General features: G+C 64.1%; 22 protein-coding genes. 14 read left to right on the top strand and 8 right to left on the bottom strand.

Annotation, left to right across the window (positions count from 1 at the left end; translation table 11 throughout):
* Positions 1–26: 26 nt before the first annotated feature.
* The gene (locus tag ACE3TQ_RS06445; RefSeq protein ID WP_374581165.1) at positions 27–878 is read left to right on the top strand and encodes an MOSC domain-containing protein; all 852 of its coding nucleotides are present in this window, start codon (positions 27–29) and stop codon (positions 876–878) included.
* Positions 879–904: 26 nt separating this feature from the next.
* A complete protein-coding gene (locus ACE3TQ_RS06440; RefSeq protein ID WP_374581269.1) occupies positions 905–2,038 on the top strand; it encodes a DUF484 family protein in 1,134 nt (377 codons plus the stop codon).
* Between the two features lie 81 nt (positions 2,039–2,119).
* Here ACE3TQ_RS06440 and ACE3TQ_RS06435 read toward each other — a convergent pair whose 3' ends face one another.
* Positions 2,120–4,099 (bottom strand): cation:proton antiporter, encoded by a 1,980-nt coding sequence (locus ACE3TQ_RS06435; protein WP_374581163.1) that lies wholly within the window; start codon positions 4,097–4,099, stop codon positions 2,120–2,122.
* 58 nt (positions 4,100–4,157) lie between these two features.
* Here ACE3TQ_RS06435 and ACE3TQ_RS06430 point away from each other — a divergent pair, with 58 nt between their 5' ends.
* The 9 genes from ACE3TQ_RS06430 (at position 4,158) to ACE3TQ_RS06390 (ending at position 11,207) form a co-directional block, all read left to right on the top strand.
* Positions 4,158–5,180 carry an SIS domain-containing protein gene (locus ACE3TQ_RS06430; RefSeq protein WP_374581161.1) on the top strand — a complete coding sequence of 341 codons (1,023 nt, stop codon included), beginning with the start codon at positions 4,158–4,160 and terminating at the stop codon, positions 5,178–5,180.
* Positions 5,180–5,716: a KdsC family phosphatase gene (locus ACE3TQ_RS06425; RefSeq protein ID WP_374581159.1), complete on the top strand. Its 537-nt coding sequence runs from the start codon at positions 5,180–5,182 to the stop codon at positions 5,714–5,716. The genes ACE3TQ_RS06430 and ACE3TQ_RS06425 overlap by 1 nt, the downstream gene beginning before the upstream one ends.
* A 12-nt stretch (positions 5,717–5,728) precedes the next feature.
* The gene (gene lptC / locus ACE3TQ_RS06420; protein WP_374581157.1) at positions 5,729–6,322 is read left to right on the top strand and encodes an LPS export ABC transporter periplasmic protein LptC; all 594 of its coding nucleotides are present in this window, start codon (positions 5,729–5,731) and stop codon (positions 6,320–6,322) included.
* A 13-nt stretch (positions 6,323–6,335) separates the two neighbouring features.
* Complete coding sequence (lptA, locus tag ACE3TQ_RS06415; RefSeq protein WP_374581156.1) at positions 6,336–6,905, top strand: lipopolysaccharide transport periplasmic protein LptA; 570 nt, start codon at positions 6,336–6,338, stop codon at positions 6,903–6,905.
* Between the two features lie 2 nt (positions 6,906–6,907).
* On the top strand, positions 6,908–7,663 hold the full coding sequence (gene lptB, locus ACE3TQ_RS06410; protein ID WP_374581155.1) for an LPS export ABC transporter ATP-binding protein: 756 nt from the start codon (positions 6,908–6,910) through the stop codon (positions 7,661–7,663).
* Between the two features lie 9 nt (positions 7,664–7,672).
* Complete coding sequence (locus ACE3TQ_RS06405; protein WP_374581154.1) at positions 7,673–9,160, top strand: RNA polymerase factor sigma-54; 1,488 nt, start codon at positions 7,673–7,675, stop codon at positions 9,158–9,160.
* Positions 9,161–9,227: 67 nt separating this feature from the next.
* Positions 9,228–9,587 (top strand): ribosome hibernation-promoting factor, HPF/YfiA family, encoded by a 360-nt coding sequence (gene hpf, locus ACE3TQ_RS06400; protein ID WP_130315877.1) that lies wholly within the window; start codon positions 9,228–9,230, stop codon positions 9,585–9,587.
* 76 nt (positions 9,588–9,663) lie between these two features.
* Positions 9,664–10,749 carry an enoyl-CoA hydratase/isomerase family protein gene (locus tag ACE3TQ_RS06395; protein WP_374581153.1) on the top strand — a complete coding sequence of 362 codons (1,086 nt, stop codon included), beginning with the start codon at positions 9,664–9,666 and terminating at the stop codon, positions 10,747–10,749.
* A complete protein-coding gene (locus ACE3TQ_RS06390; protein WP_374581152.1) occupies positions 10,746–11,207 on the top strand; it encodes an Lrp/AsnC family transcriptional regulator in 462 nt (153 codons plus the stop codon). The genes ACE3TQ_RS06395 and ACE3TQ_RS06390 overlap by 4 nt, the downstream gene beginning before the upstream one ends.
* Here the strand turns inward: ACE3TQ_RS06390 and ACE3TQ_RS06385 are convergent.
* Genes ACE3TQ_RS06385 through ACE3TQ_RS06370 form a run of 4 tightly spaced genes read right to left on the bottom strand, consistent with a single transcriptional unit; the run spans position 11,204 to position 13,753 of the window.
* Entirely contained in the window at positions 11,204–12,217 is a 1,014-nt protein-coding gene (locus tag ACE3TQ_RS06385; protein WP_374581151.1) for a metal-dependent hydrolase, read from the bottom strand. The genes ACE3TQ_RS06390 and ACE3TQ_RS06385 overlap by 4 nt on opposite strands.
* A 4-nt stretch (positions 12,218–12,221) precedes the next feature.
* Positions 12,222–13,013 carry a hypothetical protein gene (locus tag ACE3TQ_RS06380; protein ID WP_374581150.1) on the bottom strand — a complete coding sequence of 264 codons (792 nt, stop codon included), beginning with the start codon at positions 13,011–13,013 and terminating at the stop codon, positions 12,222–12,224.
* Positions 13,010–13,336, bottom strand: a complete 327-nt coding sequence (locus tag ACE3TQ_RS06375) for a hypothetical protein (protein ID WP_374581149.1) — start codon at positions 13,334–13,336, stop codon at positions 13,010–13,012. The genes ACE3TQ_RS06380 and ACE3TQ_RS06375 overlap by 4 nt, the downstream gene beginning before the upstream one ends.
* Positions 13,337–13,387: 51 nt before the next feature.
* Entirely contained in the window at positions 13,388–13,753 is a 366-nt protein-coding gene (locus tag ACE3TQ_RS06370; RefSeq protein WP_374581148.1) for a hypothetical protein, read from the bottom strand.
* A gap of 113 nt (positions 13,754–13,866) precedes the next feature.
* On the opposite strand from ACE3TQ_RS06370, the gene ACE3TQ_RS06365 reads away from it, so the two are divergent.
* The 3 genes from ACE3TQ_RS06365 to ACE3TQ_RS06355 all read left to right on the top strand — a co-directional run bounded on the left by ACE3TQ_RS06365 (position 13,867) and on the right by ACE3TQ_RS06355 (position 15,303).
* Positions 13,867–14,241 (top strand): VOC family protein, encoded by a 375-nt coding sequence (locus ACE3TQ_RS06365; RefSeq protein WP_374581146.1) that lies wholly within the window; start codon positions 13,867–13,869, stop codon positions 14,239–14,241.
* A gap of 77 nt (positions 14,242–14,318) precedes the next feature.
* Positions 14,319–14,813, top strand: coding sequence for an arsinothricin resistance N-acetyltransferase ArsN1 family B (locus ACE3TQ_RS06360; protein ID WP_374581145.1), 495 nt, complete (start codon positions 14,319–14,321; stop codon positions 14,811–14,813).
* A gap of 13 nt (positions 14,814–14,826) precedes the next feature.
* Positions 14,827–15,303, top strand: coding sequence for a hypothetical protein (locus ACE3TQ_RS06355; RefSeq protein ID WP_374581142.1), 477 nt, complete (start codon positions 14,827–14,829; stop codon positions 15,301–15,303).
* Here ACE3TQ_RS06355 and rapZ read toward each other — a convergent pair.
* From rapZ to ACE3TQ_RS06340, 3 genes are all read right to left on the bottom strand, one after another.
* On the bottom strand, positions 15,263–16,126 hold the full coding sequence (gene rapZ, locus ACE3TQ_RS06350) for an RNase adapter RapZ (protein ID WP_374581141.1): 864 nt from the start codon (positions 16,124–16,126) through the stop codon (positions 15,263–15,265). The genes ACE3TQ_RS06355 and rapZ overlap by 41 nt on opposite strands.
* A 79-nt stretch (positions 16,127–16,205) precedes the next feature.
* Positions 16,206–17,141, bottom strand: coding sequence for an HPr(Ser) kinase/phosphatase (hprK, locus tag ACE3TQ_RS06345; RefSeq protein WP_028101576.1), 936 nt, complete (start codon positions 17,139–17,141; stop codon positions 16,206–16,208).
* Between the two features lie 3 nt (positions 17,142–17,144).
* Positions 17,145–17,627: a PTS sugar transporter subunit IIA gene (locus ACE3TQ_RS06340; protein ID WP_161025762.1), complete on the bottom strand. Its 483-nt coding sequence runs from the start codon at positions 17,625–17,627 to the stop codon at positions 17,145–17,147.
* Between the last annotated feature and the right edge of the window lie 39 nt (positions 17,628–17,666).

The raw sequence follows: 17,666 nt of genomic DNA, 5'->3' as shown, positions 1-17,666 counted from the left end.
GGTTTTCTGCCATACTGGGGGGCACTATGCCCTTCATCTCCGAACTCACCATCTACCCCATCAAATCCTGCGCCGGCTTGTCGCTGCAGGAAGCGACGCTGACGCGCGCCGGTTTGATGACCGAACAAATCTACGACCGCGAGTGGATGCTGGTGGACGTCAACGGCGTCGCCCTGACCCAGCGCGAGCACCCGCGCATGGCGCTGATCGTGCCGCGCCTCAAGCGCGACACATTGGAGCTGCGCGCGCCCGGCATGCTGCAGCTTGACATCCCGCTTGGCCTGCCCGATCCGGAGGGGGCTCCCAGCTTGCAAGTCCAGGTCTGGGAAGACACGGTGCTGGCCTATGACTGCGATGAAACCACCGCCACCTGGTTCAGTAAGTTCCTCGGCCTGGAATGCCGCCTGGTGCGCTTCCACGCCAATGCCAAGCGCCTGACCAGCGGCAAGTGGACCGACGGCGAACAGCACCCAACCCTGTTCTCGGACGGCTACCCGATCCTGGTCACCGGCACCGGTTCGCTGCAGGACTTGAACGAAAAGCTGGCCGCGCAGGGCCGCGCCCCGCTGCCGATGAACCGCTTCCGCCCCAACCTGGTGATTGGCGACCTGGAAGCCTTCGAGGAAGATTACGCGGAAGAGCTGCGCATCGGCGAGGCGGTGCTGAACCCCTGCAAGCCGTGCGCGCGCTGCCCCATGCCGTCGGTCGACCAGGCCACCGGCGAATTCGGCCCCGACCCGCTGGACATCCTGCAAAGCTACCGCGCCAAGCCGGAAGTCGATGGCGGCATCTGTTTCGGTATGAATGCCGTTGTAACAACAGGTGATGGTATAAAACTAAGGGTTGGCGACCAAATCGAGGTTACACTGTCGTTTTAGTAGTGAATTTGTGGCGGGCGATGGAGATCACGCAGAAAATCACGGGCAAACAGCCCACCCAGGCGGACCTGCTGGCCGAAAACCAGGCCCTGCGCGCCCGCCTCGCCTACCTGATCGAGCAAGCCGAGCGCAATCACTCGATCATGATGCGCCACCAGGCGTTTGACCTGGAAATCGTCGGCGCCTCCAGCTTCCCTGAACTGATCGGCACTATCTTCCGCACCCTGCCGGTGATTTCCGACCTCGATGCGGTGACCCTGACCCTGGTCGATGTGGATGACGATATCCGCACGGTGATGGAAAAGCTGGGTGTGGACTTCAACGACTTCCCCGACCTGGTGTTTGTGCCGGACGTGGAAGGGCTGGGATTCGAGCTGCAGCCGGGCCAGCAGCCCAAGCCCCAGCTGGGCATGTTCGACGCGCTGAAACATGCGCGCCAGTTCCCGCAACCGGCGGCGCGCCTGCAAAGCGTGGGCGTGGTGCCGCTGCTGCGCAACAAGCGCGTGATCGGTTCGCTGAACCTGGGCAGCGCCGACCCGACCCGTTTTTCGCCCAGCCTGGGCACGGATTTCGTCGAGCACATGGCGTCCATCATCGCCATCTGCCTGGAGAACGTGATCTCCAACGAGATGCTGAAGTACATGGGCCTGACCGATGCGCTGACCGGCGTCTTCAACCGGCGCTATGTGGACCGGCGCTTGCTGGAAGAGATTTCACGCGCACGCCGGCAGTCGTATCCGGTGTCGTTCATGTATATCGATATCGACCACTTCAAGCGCGTCAACGATACCGTGGGCCACGGCGGTGGCGACGAGGTGCTGCGCGAAGTAGCGGCGCGCATCAAGGCCGAGCTGCGCCTGTCCGATGCGCTGGCGCGCTTTGGCGGCGAGGAGTTCGTGGTACTGCTGATCGATGCGGACCTGGAGAGCGCGGCTTACGTGGCGGAGCGGATCCGGGCCGGGATTGCGGCCAGCATGATCGAGCTGTCGCATGGGGTGAAGGTATCGATTACCGCTTCGGTGGGCGTATCGAGCCTGTCGCAGGTGCCGGACGGCGGCAAGCCGGAGGTCCAGGCGGCGCAGCTGATCGAGCAGGCCGACGAAGCCTTGTACCAGGCGAAAGAGGGCGGCCGCAACCGCGTGGTCCGCTACGCTGCTTAAAAAATGGGGACGTACCCCATTTAATCGGCAACTTTCTCTTTGAGAAAGTTGCCAATTAAATGGGGTACGTCCCCATTTTTTTTAAGCCAGCAGATCGTTCTCGGCGCGCGCTACTTCTTCAGCGGTGCCGCGCAGTACCACGACATCGCCTGCCTCCAGCGTCATCCCCGGTGCGGCTTCGAGCCTTACCTTGCCGCGGCGGATCGCTGAAATTTCGGCTCCCGTCTCGTCCAGCCCCAGGTCGCGCACGCATTTGCCGATGCAGGAGGCCTGCTCTCCCAGCGACACCGAATGCAGGCGCACCATCTCCGACTCCTCGCCCGAATCGCTGGCGCCGTGGAAATAGCCGCGCAGGGAGGCGTAGCGCGCTTCCCGGGCCCTCTGCACGCGGTGCACCACGCGCCGCAAGGGCACGCCCAGCATCACCAGCGCATGGGAGGCCAGCATCAGCGAACCTTCCATCAGCTCCGGCACCACCTCCGCTGCGCCGGCTTCCTTCAGCCGGTCCAGGTCGGTGTCGTCGTGGGAGCGCACGATCACCGGCAGCTCCGGCGCCAGTTCATGCACCAGGTGCAGCACCTTCAGCGCCGACGGCGTGGAGGCATAGGTAATCACTACCGCCGACGCGCGCTTGATGCCCGCCGCCACCAGCGACTCGCGGCGCGCGGCATCGCCGTAGGATACGTTGGCGCCTGCTGCCTGCGCCTCCTGTACCCGGATCGGGTCCAGGTCCAGCGCATGGTAGGGAATTTTTTCTTCGCTCAGCAAGGTCGCCAGCGACTGGCCGGAGCGGCCGAAGCCCGCCACGATCACGTGCTTTTGCGACGCCATCGTGCGCGCCGCGATATTGGTCAGGTTCAGCGACTGCATCATCCACTCGTTGGCGGAGAACTTCATCACGATGCGGTCCGACTGGGCGATCAGGAACGGCGCCACCAGCATCGACAGCACCATCGACGCCAGCACCAGCTGCACCACGAACGGGTCGACCAGCTTCATGCCGCCCACCACATTCAGCAGCACGAAGCCGAATTCGCCGGCCTGCGCCAGCGCCAGGCCGGTGCGCATGGCGGTCGACGTGGAGGAGCCGAACAGGCGCGCCAGACCGGCGATAAGGGCGAATTTGAGCAGCACCGGGCCGGCCAGCAGCACCAGGACCAGCCACCAGTTCTCGAACACGATGCGCACATTGAGCAGCATGCCGACGGTGATGAAGAACAGGCCCAGCAGCACGTCGCGGAACGGCTTGATGTCCTCCTCCACCTGGTGCTTGTACTCGGTCTCGGAAATCAGCATCCCCGCCACGAAGGCGCCCAGCGCCAGGGACAGGCCGGCCCGCTCGGTGATCCAGGCCGCGCCCAGGGTCACCAGCAGCAGGTTGAGCATGAACAGCTCCTGCGAGCGGCGCATGACCACGATGGTGAACCATTTGCGCATCACCTTCTGGCCGACCACCAGCAGCAGCAGCAGCACCACGGCCGCCTTCAGGCTGGCCAGCCCCAGCGTGCGCGGCAGGTCGGCCGGGTTCTGCGCCAGCGCCGGGATCAGGATCAGCAGCGGCACCACCGCCAAGTCCTGGAACAGCAGGATGCCGATGATCTTGCGCCCGTGGTCGCTTTCCAGCTCCAGCCGTTCCGTGAGCATTTTCACCACGATGGCGGTGGACGACATGGCCAGCGCGCCGCCCAGCGCGAACGAGGCCTGCCAGCCCAGCTGCACCGAGGGTGGCAGCACGAAGTGGATCAGCCAGCCGAACAGCATGGTGGCGGCAATGGTCAGCACCACCTGCGCCATGCCCAGGCCGAACACGATCGAGCGCATGGCCATCAGCTTGGGCAGGGAAAACTCGAGCCCGATCGAGAACATCAGGAACACCACGCCGAATTCGCCCAGCAGTTCGGTGGCATGGCTTTGCTCGGCCAGGCCCATGGCATGGGGGCCGAGCAGGATGCCGACGGCCAGGTAACCCAGCATCGGCGGCAGGTGCATCATACGGAAGGCGACCACGCCGAGGACGGCGCTGCCAAGGAGGAGAAGTGTCAGCTCGAGGGGGGAGAACATCCGTTGTTTGTTATGTCTGGCAAGTTTTTTGCTTATCTAATTCGGCTATACTTCGGGCATGAGTGTAACCCATGAAAAAACAATGCTGAAATCTTTTGATGCCAAGACCGCAACGCGTGCCCTGGAACTGGCGCGCGAAGCCCTGCAGATCGAAACCGATGCCCTGGCCGCCCTGCATGCGCGCCTGGCAACGGACGAAACCGTAGGGCAAGCCGTGTCCCTGTTGCTGCAATGCAAAGGGCGGGTGGTGGTCTCCGGCATTGGCAAGTCTGGCCATATCGGCAAGAAAATCGCCGCCACCCTGGCCTCGACCGGCACCCCGGCCCTGTTCGTGCACCCGGCCGAAGCGGCGCACGGCGACCTGGGCATGGTGACCCCGGAAGACGTAGTGATCGCCATTTCCTATTCCGGCGAAGCGTCCGAGCTGATGGCCATCCTGCCGGTGGTCAAGCGCATGGGCGGCCACGTGATCGCCATGACCGGCAAGCCGCAATCGAGCCTGGCCAAGATCGCCGACGTGCACCTGGACGTCTCGGTGGCCAAGGAAGCCTGCCCGATGAACCTGGCGCCGACGGCCTCCACCACCGTCACGCTGGCGCTGGGCGACGCCATTGCCGTCGCGCTGCTGGAGCTGCGCGGCTTCAAGGAAGAAGATTTCGCCCGTTCGCACCCGGGCGGCGCCCTGGGCCGCCGCCTGCTGACCCATGTGCGCGACATCATGCGCAAGGACGCCGCGGTTCCGGCCGTGGGCCTGGAGACCCGCCTGCCGGACGCGCTGCTGGAAATCACGCAGAAGGGCATGGGCATGACCGCCATCGTCGATGCCGACCACAAGCCGGTCGGCGTCTTCACCGACGGCGACCTGCGCCGCATGATCGAGAAAGTGCAGGACTTCACCAAGGTGGTCATCAAGGACGTGATGCACCTGAACCCGCGCACCATCGGCCCCGACCGGCTGGCGGTGGACGCGGTGGCGGTGATGGAAGAATTCCGCATCAACCAGATGCTGGTGGTGGACGATGCCGGCGTGCTGGTGGGCGCCCTGCATATCCACGACCTGACGCGCGCCAAGGTGATCTGATGGCCCTGTCACACGAAGAACTCGTCGCCCGCGCCGCCAAGGTGCGCCTGTTCATCTTCGACGTGGACGGCGTGCTGACCGACGGCAGCCTGACCTACGGCGCCGAAGGCGAGCAGGTCAAGACCTTCAATGTGCACGACGGCCTGGGCATCAAGCTGCTGCAGGAAGCGGGCATCAAGACCGCCATCATTTCCGCGCGGCGCACGCCGATCGTGCTGGCGCGCGCCAAGGACCTTGGCATCGAATACGTGCACCAGGGCGGGCACGACAAGCTGACCCCGTTCAAGGCGATGCTGGAGCAGATCGGCATCACCGAAGAGCAGGTCGCCTTCATCGGCGACGACGTGGTCGACCTGCCGATCTTGAGCCGCGCCGGCTTTGCCGTGAGCGTGCCGAACGGCCGCCCGGAAGTGCATGCGCGCGCCCATTACATCACCGAAGCGGCCGGCGGCCGCGGCGCCGTGCGCGAGGCGTGCGAATTCGTGCTGCGCGCCACCGGCAATTACGAGCGCGTGATGGCGCAGTTCCTGGCTTGATCGGGGCGGAGCATGCGTAACCAGAGGATCGCCCACCGCTTCCGCCTTTCCATCGGCATGATCCTGGTGCTGGTGGCGGCGCTTGGCAGCTTCTACCTGCTGGAGCTGATGAACCGCGCGGACGAGGACATGCAGGCCGATATGCGCCTGAATGAGCCGGATTACATCATCGAGAACTTCTCCTTCGTGCGCATGTCGAAGGAGGGCAAGCCGAGCTACATCATCGCCGGCGACAAGCTGACCCACCGCCCGATCGACGATTCGTCGGAGATCGACAAGCCGCGCGTGCGCAGCCTGTCGGGTGAGACGCCGCCGCTGGACATGCTGGCGAATACGGCGCGGGTGGACGAGGCCAACAGCCGTATCACCCTGAACGGCAAGGTCAGCATCGACCGCGCGGCCTCGCCGCAGGCGCAGTCGCTGCACCTGGCCACGGAGAAGCTGGTGATCTTCCCGGACGAAGACCGCATGGAAACCGACCGGCCGGTGAAAATGAAACTGGGCGACTCGGTCGCCACCGCGAACAGCATGCGCGCCAACAATGCGACGCGCCAGATACACCTGGAAGGCAACGGCACGCTGGTGCTGCCGCCGCGGGCACAATAAACAAGGAAAGACTATGAAACGATTACTGTTGTCGGCAGCCCTGCTGCTGGGGCTCGCGGCCCCGGCGTTGGCGGAAAAGGCCGACTCCTACAAACCGATGAACATCAGCTATGGCGCGCTCGATATCGACGACGTCAAGCAGGTCACCATCCTGTCCGGGGGCGTGACGCTGACGCGCGGCACGCTGGCGATGACGGCGCAGCGCGCCTTCGTCAAGCAGACGCCGGAAGGCTACAAGCACGTCACCCTGTTCGGCGAAGGCAAGAAAGCCACTTTCCGCCAGAAGCGCGACGGCGCCGGCGACCTGTGGGTGGAAGGCGATGCTGAACGCATCGAGTACGACGAGCAGGCCGAGATGGTGAAGATGTTCAGCAAGGCCTCGATCCGCCGCATTGAAGGCGGCAAGCAGAACGACGAAGTGCAGGGCGAATTCATCTCCTACGACAGCCGCAAGGAGTTCTTCAGCGTGCGCAACAGCGCCACCGGCGAAAGCAAGCCGGGCGGCGGCCGCGGCACCATGGTGATCCAGCCTTCGCGCACCGAACCTCCGGCAACCCCGCCTGCAACGCAAGAGAAAAAATAAGCATGGAAGCGAATACCTGCGCCAGCACGCTGGTCGTGCGCGGCCTCCAGAAATCCTACGGCAAGCGCCAGGTGGTGCACGACGTGTCGCTGCAAGTCGATTGCGGCGAAGTGGTCGGCCTGCTGGGCCCGAACGGTGCCGGCAAGACCACCTCCTTCTATATGATCGTGGGCCTGGTGGCGTCCGACGCCGGCACCATCGACATTGGCGGCACCGACGTTTCCAGCCTGCCGATCCACAAGCGCGCCACCCTGGGCATTTCCTACCTGCCGCAGGAAGCATCGGTGTTCCGCAAGCTGACGGTGGAGGAGAACATCCGCGCCGTGCTGGAAATCCAGCAGGTCGACGGCAAGCCATTGAGCAAGGCCGACATCGACCAGCGCCTGGAAGCCCTGCTGGCTGACTTGCAGATTGAAAAGCTGCGCGAAAACCAGGCCCTGTCGCTCTCGGGCGGCGAGCGGCGCCGGGTGGAGATCGCGCGTGCCCTGGCCACCAACCCGCGCTTCGTGCTGCTGGACGAACCGTTTGCCGGCGTCGACCCGATCGCCGTGATCGAAATCCAACGTATCGTACGTTTCCTGAAGGAGCGCAATATCGGTGTCCTGATCACCGACCATAATGTGCGTGAGACCCTTGGTATTTGCGACCGCGCCTACATCATTAACCAGGGCGCCGTGCTGGCCTCGGGCCGACCGGACGATATCATCGCCAACGAATCCGTGCGCCGGGTCTACCTCGGCGAACACTTCCGCATGTAAGCGAAGGCCATGAAACAGACACTGCAACTGCGAACCTCGCAACACCTGGCGCTGACGCCGCAGCTGCAGCAGTCGATCCGCCTGTTGCAGCTATCGACGCTGGAGCTGCACCAGGAACTGGAGCAGCTGCTCAGCGACAACCCGATGCTGGAGCGCCTGGACGATCCGCTCGACCACTCGGTGCGCCTGCTGGCCGATGGCGCCATCAGCCAGGGCGCCGGCAACGATGCCGTGGCCACGCCGGAGGCCCCGGCCCCGGATGGCGCGGATGGCCCCGCCGCCGCCGCCGAAGGCGATGCATACGAAGCCGGCGACGGCGACAGCATCGGCAACGGCAGCGACGACACCGACTGGAGCGCCAGCGCCGGCAGCAAGTCGGCCGACGACGAAGACAGCCGCCCGCAGCTGGAAGCTTCCGGCTGCACCCTGCGCGAACACCTGCTGGAACAGATGCGCGTCACCGTGCAGGAGCCGCGCGACCGCGCCCTGATGGAGATGGTGATCGACGCGCTGGACGAAAACGGCTACCTGGAAGAGCCGCTGGAAGAAATCCTCGAGCGCCTGCCGCCCGAGCTGGAAATCGAACTGGACGACCTGCGCTGCACCCTGGTGCTGCTGCAAAGCTTCGACCCGCCCGGCGTGGGCGCGCGCAATGCGTCCGAGTGCCTGGCGCTGCAAATCAAGCGCATGCCCGGCGTGCCGCTGGTGACGCGCCGCATGGCCCTGACCATTGTCGAAAAGCACCTGGCCTGGTTCGCGCAGCGCGAGTTCACCAAGCTGAAGAAAGCGCTCGACTGCGACGATGAAGACTTGCGCGAGGCGCAGGCCGTGATCCGCCAGTGCAACCCGCACCCGGGCGCCGAGTTCGACTGCGGCGAATCGGACTATGTGGTGCCGGACGTGATCGTGAAGAAGGGCCGCGGCGGCTGGGTGGTATCCCTGAACAACGACGTGGTGCCGCGCCTGCGCGTGAACGCGCTGTACGCCAACCTGCTCAAGCAGGGCAAGAGCGAATCGCAGATGAACGGCCAGCTGCAGGAAGCCAAGTGGCTGATCAAAAATATGCGCCAGCGCTTCGACACCATCCTGCGCGTGGCGGAAGCGATAGTAGAACGACAAAAGAATTTTTTCAGCCACGGCGCGGTGGCGATGCGCCCCCTTGTGTTGCGTGAAATAGCTGATACACTGGGACTACACGAGAGCACTATTTCCCGTGTTACAACTCAAAAATATATGCTCACCCCGCATGGCATGTTTGAGTTGAAATATTTCTTTGGCAGCCACGTCGCGACCGAAGCCGGGGGTGAGGCTTCCTCGACTGCGATACGGGCGCTGATTGTGCAATTGACAGGAGCAGAAGACCCTAAAAATCCTTTATCCGACAGTAAGATTGCGGACATGCTGGGAGAACAAGGCATGGTGATTGCGCGACGGACTGTTGCCAAATATCGAGAAGCGTTGAAAATCCCTCCGGTAAGCCTCCGCAAATCTTTGTAGTGCATGGGTTCCTCTGTGCGCCATGGCGTGCACGAACTCGAGAGCGACATCATCTTTAGGAGTGTGTATGAATCTCACCATCAGTGGACATCATGTCGAAGTGACCCCAGCCATCCGCGAATACGTGCAGAACAAGCTGGAACGAGTCAAGCGCCATTTCGATCAAGTAATCGATATTGCTGTCATCCTGACTGTAGATAACCTCACCGAGAAAGAGAAACGCCAGAAAGCGGAAATCAACCTGCGCATGTCTGGCAAAACTGTATACGTCGAAAGCCTGTCGCAAGACCTCTACGCCGCCATCGACACCCTGATCGATAAACTGGATCGCCAGGTCATGAAGTACAAAGACCGTGTGCAGAACCATAACCATGCGGCCATTAAGCACTTCCCGGACACGTACGAAGCACCACCCACCGCCATGTAAAGGACTGGCCGTGTAAGCACACCAAAGGGCGCAATTGGCGCCCTTTTTTGCGCCCGTCGTGCGTTAAAATATTTGCATGAGCGAATACGTCCACACCCAGATCACGAACGGCACCGGCTTCATCACGCTGGACCGACCCAAAGCCCTCAACTCGCTGTCCCTCGACATGGTGCGCGCGATGACGCAGGCCCTGCTGGCCTGGCGCGACGATCCCGCCGTGGCGGCCGTGGTGGTGCGCAGCAGCAGCGAACGCGCGCTGTGCGCCGGCGGCGACATCCGCTTCTTCCACGACGTGGGCCGTGCCAATCCGCAAGGCGGCAGCGCGCTGCTGGAAGACTTCTTCACCGAAGAATATGCGCTGAACCATTTGATCCATTTCTACCCCAAGTCTTATGTGGCGCTGATGGATGGCGTGGTGATGGGCGGCGGCATGGGCATTGCCCAGGGCGGCCCGGACTGTGGCGTGCGCATTGTCACCGGCCGTACCAAGATGGCCATGCCGGAAGTGAATATCGGCCTGTTCCCGGACGTGGGCGGCAGCCATTTCCTGTCGCATGCGCCGGGCCAGCTGGGCATGTGGCTGGGCCTGACCGGCCTGACCGTGGGCGCCGCCGACGCGCTCTACCTCGACCTGGCCGACTACTTCGTGCCGGAGACGGAACTGGCCGCGCTGACCGCTCTGGTCGAGTCCACGCCCGGCACATCGCTGCGCGATGCGATCGCGGTGTTCGCCGGCCCGCACAATGCCTTTGCCGGCGACAGCGAACTGGAAAAGCAGCGCGCCCTGATCGATCGCCATTTCGCCGCCGGCAGCGTGCCCGCCATCATGGAATCGCTGCGCGGCGACAGCAGCCCGTTTGCGCAGAAGTCGCTGAAAGCCATGGAGCTGCGCTCGCCGCTGATGATGTGCGTGACGCACGAGCTGCTCAGGCGCGGCGCCGCGCTGAACGTGGCCGACTGCCTGCGCATGGAGCGCAACCTGGTGCGCCGCAACTTCGAGCATGGCGAGATCTTCGAAGGCGTGCGCGCGCTGGTGATCGACAAGGACAACCAGCCGCGCTGGAATCCCGCCACGCTGGCCGAGGTCACGCCGGAGATGGTGGCGCGCTTCTTCGAGCCTTGCTGGCCGGCCTGGGCGCACCCGCTGCGCCACCTGGCATGAGGGAGCTGGACCGGATCGACCGCGGCATCCTCAATATCCTGCAAGACGATGCCAGCACGCCCCTGCGCGAAATCGCGGAGCGCGTGCATTCTTCCGTCGCCACCTGCCAGCGCCGCATCGAGAAGCTGCGCGCCGATGGCGTGCTGGTGAAGGCCGTGGCGCTGGTGGACCGCGTGCTGGCAGGACGCCCGCTGACGGTGTTCGTCTCGATCGAACTGGAAAAGCAGAATACCGATATCCTCAAGCAGTTCGAACAGCGCATGCGGCTGCAGCCGGAAGTGATGTCCTGCTACGAAGTGGCGGGCGAATTCGACTTCCACCTGATCGTCACGGTGGAATCGATGGAGGAGTACAGCAACTTCACCCGGCGTGAATTCACCTCGCACCACAACGTCGTCAACGTGAAGAGCCTGTTCGCCATGAACTGCTCCAAGTTCGAGACCAAGCTGACGCTCTAAGCGTCCCCGCGCACCTGCTCGAAGAACGTGGCGGGCGCCGGCGCAATGACGACCTTGCCCGGCAAGGCCTGCTGGAGGAAGTTCGCCACCGCATCCTCCGCAGCGCGATGCTGCAGCAAGGCCAGTGTCAGCGCCTCGCGCTGCGCCAGCAGGAAGCGGTAGTAGCGGTTGCCGTGCGGCCCGTAGATTTTCACTTGCTCGATCGCGGCCAGCGGGATGCGCTCCACGGATTTCCTGAAGCCTGGATTGGCGAACAGCAGTGCGCCGGCGTGCAGCGCCACGATAGGCGCGCCGTCCGGGCCGCTGCGGCGCAGCTGGAAGTAGCGCACCATGCCCATCACCGCGATCACTCCTATCGAGCCAAGCAGCCGGCCGTCGCCGGCGATATGCCAGGCCACAAGCAGCACAAACGTGGCGCCGTAAATGGTCGCCTCGCGCGCCTTGTCGATGGGCTGGAAGACGCCGTGCGGAGTGGCGTGGAAAGCCGGTGGGCGTGTCCGCAGTGCATAGGCGGCCAGCATCGTCGCAAGGCAGGGCAGCCAGACCCACAGCAGCTCGGAGCGGAGCACCACCAGGCCGCGCGGCCCGAAGAAGGTCTCCAGCGTCAGCGGTGAAACCCGGATCACCTGCAGCGGGAAGAAAAGCCTTTGCTCGCTGAGCGGCCACCACAGCGCCGCGCCCAGTCCTCCGGTGGTCAGCATGTCCAGCAGCGGATGCGATACGCAGGCCAGTGCCACGAAAGCCATGGCGACCCAGCGCTTCGCCCGCAGCCACGGCGCGGCCAGCGCAGCCAGGGCGCCCAGCGCCAGGGCAAACGCCAACGAATGCGACGCGCCGCGATGGCCGAACTGGTGCGCATAATCGATGCCAAGCCGGAAAGCGACAACGTCAAGGTCGGGCACGATGGATGCCAGCATGCCGACGGCCAGCAGCCTGCGCGAGATCCGCCCCCGGCCAAGCGCCAGGCCAAGCGCCAGCGGCACGGCAGGATGCGAAAGGATGGTCGGCACGGCGTTACTCTGCGCGTCCGAAAACAAAGACCATGACAAACCAGAGGACCGAAGTGGCGATGGTCGGCGCAAGCAAGGCCGCCACGATCACCTGGATCCCGCGCCGCAAGCGCGTCAGCTGCGCCGTGCGGCTAAGCAGGTACTGCAAAGCGCCGCACAGGATAAAGGGCAGCGCCACGACCGCAATATGTGCAGCCGGTGAAGGCTCGGCGCCGCCCAGCAGTAGCACCACGCCTGTGAACCAGGCCAGTGCCGCCAATGTCGCGATGCCAAAAGCCTTCATCGGACTCGTTTGCATAGTCCATCTCTCCCATTCAGTACGTTCAAAAAAATGCCCGCGCGGCCACAATAGCCGCGCCGCCTCGCCATAGCGCTGCACCTCTGCCGCCGACATGCCCTTAGCCCTCGCCCAGATGCGCCAGCGATGGACCGCCAGCGACCACCAGCACCAGGCCAGCACAAAGCCTGCGCCCAGCGCAGCGAACTGCGGTAGCGGCGGTTCAACGGCGAAGAATGCCTGCATGACCAGCACAGGCCCCACCAACAGCGCCGCCACCGGTCCGTTGACCAGCAGCTGGCCGGTCCGCGTAACGCGGTCGTTCGTCTTTTTGCGCTCGCTGCGCAGGTCTGGCTGGAACAGCCGCCAGACGTGGAGCAAGGCGTAAGCCGCCAGCATCATGCCGAGCAGGGTAGTGCGGTACGGTGCGTCGAGCCAGCGCGACAGCATTGCCGCCGCGATGCTGAGCGCGAGGATGCCGCCGAGCAGCGGCAGGAACGTGCGCAGCTTGCGGATCACGCCGGCGGGCACTCGACCGGCGGCAGCGGGCCGAATACCACTTCGGTGTCGGCCGGGCCGGACGTCTGCACGATGTACACGACTTTTGCCGCGCTATCGACAAACATCATATGCGCCCGGCCGCCCGGCGCGATGCCAGGCGTGGAGAGCGTGATATGGCGCGTCTCGCGCAAATGCTCCGGCAGTTTCGGCACAGTTGGCCACTGCGCTCGCGCACCCGACGGCGACACGAAGGCGCGGTAATGCGCAGCCGTGCATTGCCAGAGCGGATCCAGTGCAGGAGGTGCAGCGCCCAGCGCTGCTGCGAGCAATAGGGAGACCATGGCTTGATGATAAATCAAAAAGCGGGCGCTTTGGTTAAACGTGCGCCTTGGCTAGGGCAAAGACTCCTTGTTTTCCCAAACGGTCTCCAGCTCCGTCCCGAAGCGGCTTTTGTCGGCAGGGTCGAGGAACTGGACGCAGATGGCATAGCCGCCCCGCGTCACCAGGCGGATACGGCTGCGCGCAGTGCGCCAATCGTAGACCAGCCGGCCCCAGTCCCAGTCATCGTAGTCGAGCGGACGGCCGACCTGGGCGAAGATGCGTTCGATGGGGACGCCGACAAAGTTCGCGGGATCGCGGAAAAAGTCTTCCGTATGGTCGGGGAAAACCTGCGCCGTGGCCGGACGGTAGGGCGTGGCAACCGCCCACACGATGGTGATCGTCGCCAGCGCGGCAAGAATCCAAAGTAGCGTGTTCATAACAGGCCATGCTAGCACGTGAGAAAAATTCCCGTTGCCATGAATGAATTCGGGAAATCGTCTCAGCAACGATGCTTACCATGAGCGCTTGCCGTTTGAAAGGAGAGAGCATCATGATTGACCACGTATCCATCGCCACCCGCGACCTGCCGCGCGCCGTGGAGTTCTACAAAGCCTGCCTGGAGCCGCTCGGCTACAGCGTGCAGCACCAGGACGAAGGCCAGGCCATTTTCGGCGCCGACGGCCACTGGGCCTTCGCCATCTACCCGGCGCAGGGCGACGCGCCGCTGATCGGCCAGCGCGGGCACATCGCCATCAAAGCGCCATCGCAGCTGGCGACCCACGCCTTCCACGCCAACGCCATGGCGCAGGGCGCTACCTCGCTGCGCACGCCAGGCCTGCGGCCCGACGTCAATGAGCGCTATTTTGGAACAATGATCACCGATCCGGACCAGCACACGATCGAAGTGGTGCACTGGCTGTCCTGATTTGGTGCACGGGCCGGCCGGGTGGCTGGCCCGCATTTTGCAATAACGCTTGGGTCATCCACTTTACCCAAGCGCACATGGCCACCATCCGCTCAGCCCACCCGGCCGATGCCGCCGCCGTCGCGGCAATCTACAACCACTACGTCGCCACCACCACCATCACCTTCGAAGAAGCCGAAGTCGGCATCGACGATATGGCGCACCGTATCACCAAAGTGATCTCCTCCAAGCTGCCCTGGCTGGTGCTGGAAGAGGAGGGCAAGATCCTCGGCTACGCCTATGCCAGCAAATGGAAGGAACGCTCGGCCTACCGCTTCTCCGTTGAAAGCTCGATCTACCTGCACCGCGATGCGCGCGGCAAAGGCTACGCGCGCAAGCTGTACCAGCATTTGTTCAACCTGCTGCGCCAGAGCGGCGTGCATCTCGTGATCGGCGGCGTGGCGCTGCCGAATGAGGCCAGCGTGGGCCTGCATGAAAAGATGGGCTTCCAGCCCGTCGGCGCCTTCAAGGAAGTCGGCCGCAAATTCGGCCGCTGGATCGACGTCAGTTATTGGCAGCTCAGGCTTGAGTGAGTACACTGCGGGCATGAAGAAGACCACTCTTGCGGCGCTGGCCGCATTGCCGCTGCTGGCTTCGGCCGCTCCTGCACGCCTGCCGCTGGATAGCGCCATCGCGCTGGCGAACCAATGCCCGGAAGTCGCGGCGCTCTACCAGCCGCCCACCGAGACCCGAACGGTTGCCCTGCCCGGCAAGGCGCCGCTGCAGGTGGAAGTGCCGAAGCTGGGCGCCGCCCCGCCGCCGCTGTATGGCGCAGTGGCGGCGCTGCCGCTGTTCGCGGCGGCACAGGCGGAGCAATTGCCGCCGGAACAGGGCATGTTCCAGGCGGTGCAGCCGATGGCCATGCCGGACAATACCTTCCGCAGCGCTGTTATGCGCTGCGACCTGTCGGAAGTGTGGGTGGTGTCGCGCGGCGGCGTCATCGACAGCACGCGCTGGTATGGGCCTTACAAGCTGGCGCAGCTTATGACTGCTCGCGGTGACGCAGCACCACCGTCTCCGTAGGCGCGAAGTGGCGCGCCAGGCGTTCGGCCATATACACTGAGCGGTGCTGGCCGCCGGTGCAGCCGACCGCCACGGTCAGGTAGGAGCGGTTGTCCTTCTTGAAGTGTGGCAGCCATTTGGCGACGAAGCCTTTGATGTCCTGGAACATCTCCTCGGCGCTTTCCTGCGCGTCGAGGAAGGCGATGACCGGCGCATCGCGGCCGTTCAGCGGGCGCAGTGCGAGGTCGTAGTAGGGATTCGGGATGGCGCGCACGTCGAACACGAAGTCGGCGTCGAGCGGCACGCCCAGCTTGAAGGCGAACGATTCGAAGAACAGCGTCAGCGGCGCGTTTTCGCTTTGCACCAGGTCCTTGATCCAGGCGCGCAGCTTGTTGGCGCTCATCTCCGACGTGTCGATAACATGGCCCAGCTGCTGGATGGCCGACAGGCGTTCGCGCTCTTCGGCAATGCACTCGATCAGCGTGCGGCGCGCGGCGGGATTCTGGCCCGGCGCCAGCTCATGCGACAGCGGGTGGCTGCGGCGCGTTTCGGAGAAGCGCGCCACCAGCGAATGGGTGTTCGCTGTGAGGAAGATAATCTTGACCTCGTGCCCATCCTCTTTCAGCTTGCGGAACTCGCCCGGCAGGCTGGCCAGGTTGGAGGCGCTGCGCGCATCGACCGCCACGGCCAGCGCCTGCGTGCCGTCCTCCGCCAGCTTCGCTACCAGGTCGGGCAGCAGTTCCGGCGGCAGGTTGTCGACGCAATAGTGCCCCGTGTCTTCGAGCACGTTCAGTGCTACGGATTTGCCGGAGCCGGAGATACCGGTGATGAGGACGATTCGCATGGCGCCGATGATACCATCAGTGATCGCTCATGGCTTGGTGCAGCAGGGAATTCGTGGGGGAGAAATCCCCCACGCCGGTTTAGTCACCGCTCATGGCCTGGCGCTGGCGCTCCATGAACTCTTGCAAGGTATCGATGCCGCGTAGCTGGAGGATGGTGTTGCGTACCGCGGCTTCCAGCAGCACCGCGATGTTGCGGCCGGCCGCCACCGGGATCACGACTTTGCGGATCGGCAGGCCCAGCACGTCTTCGGTCGGGAACTGGAACGGCAGGCGCTCCACTTCTTCTTCCAGCGCCGAGCGGCGCACCAGGTGCACGATCAGCTTCAGGCGCATTTTGCGGCGCACGGCGGTTTCGCCGAAGATCGCCTTGATGTCGAGCAGGCCCAGGCCGCGCACTTCCAGCAGGTTTTGCAGCAGCGGCGGGCAGCGGCCTTCGATCATATTGGGCGCGATGCGCGCGAATTCCACCGCGTCGTCGGCCACCAGGCCGTGCGAACGTGAAATCAATTCAAGTCCCAGCTCGGATTTGCCGAGGCCGGAGTCGCCGGTGATCAGCACGCCCACGCCCAGCACGTCCATGAACACGCCGTGCATGATGATGCGTTGCGCCAGCTTCTTGGACAGGTAGACGCGCAGGAAGTCGATCACCTGCGCCGCCGGCAGCGGGGTGGAGAACAGAGGGATATTCTTCTCGTCGCAGATCGCCAGGATGTCGGGCGGCGTCTCCAGGCCCTGCGCGATGATCAGCGCCGGCGGGCCGCCCGCGATCAGTTCGCCGATCACATGGGCGCGCGTCAGCGATTTCAGGCGCTGGTAGTAGTTGATTTCCTGGTGGCCGAAGACCTGGATGCGGCCCGGGTGGATCGTATTCAGGTGGCCCACCTGGTCGGCTGCGGAAGCCACGTCGCCGGAGATCAGCCGCTCGCCGCCGGGGAAACCGGCGAACCAGCCCAGTTGCAAGGTTTCGCGGTTGTCGTCGTACAGTCTCTGGATCGTCAGCGGCGTTTGCAGCATGGCTTATCCCGCCGCCTGCAGGCTAGGCTGCCAGTTGACGATGCGGCTGTGGACCGATTTCGGGTCCGGGTCTTCCGTCAGCGCGGTGCGGAAGGCGTCGTCCGAGAACATTTCCGCGATCTCGGACAGGATTTCGAGGTGCTGCTGCGTCACATGGTCAGGAATGAGCAGGAAGAACAGCAGGTTGACCGGCTTGCCGTCCGGCGACTCGAAAGGAATCGGCTCGGCCAGGCGCACGAAAGCGGCCAGCGGCGCCTTCAGGCTCTTGGAACCCTTGATGCGCCCGTGCGGCACCGCCACGCCGTGGCCCAGGCCGGTGGAGCCCAGGCGCTCGCGCGCGAACAGGTTGTCGGAAACGGTGGAACGAGCGATGCCGCAATTGTTCTCAAAGATCAGGCCGGCTTGCTCGAACGCGCGCTTTTTACTGGAGACTTCCAGGTCAAGCTGGACGTTCTCTAGCGAAAGGATTTTGCTCAGGTTATTCATGACGCGACATTATGTGCAGTTGCGAGCGCATTATAGGCT

This window comes from Pseudoduganella sp. (assembly GCF_041914865.1).
Lineage (GTDB): Bacteria > Pseudomonadota > Gammaproteobacteria > Burkholderiales > Burkholderiaceae_D > Rugamonas.
This window is presented reverse-complemented; position numbering and strand designations above follow the sequence as displayed.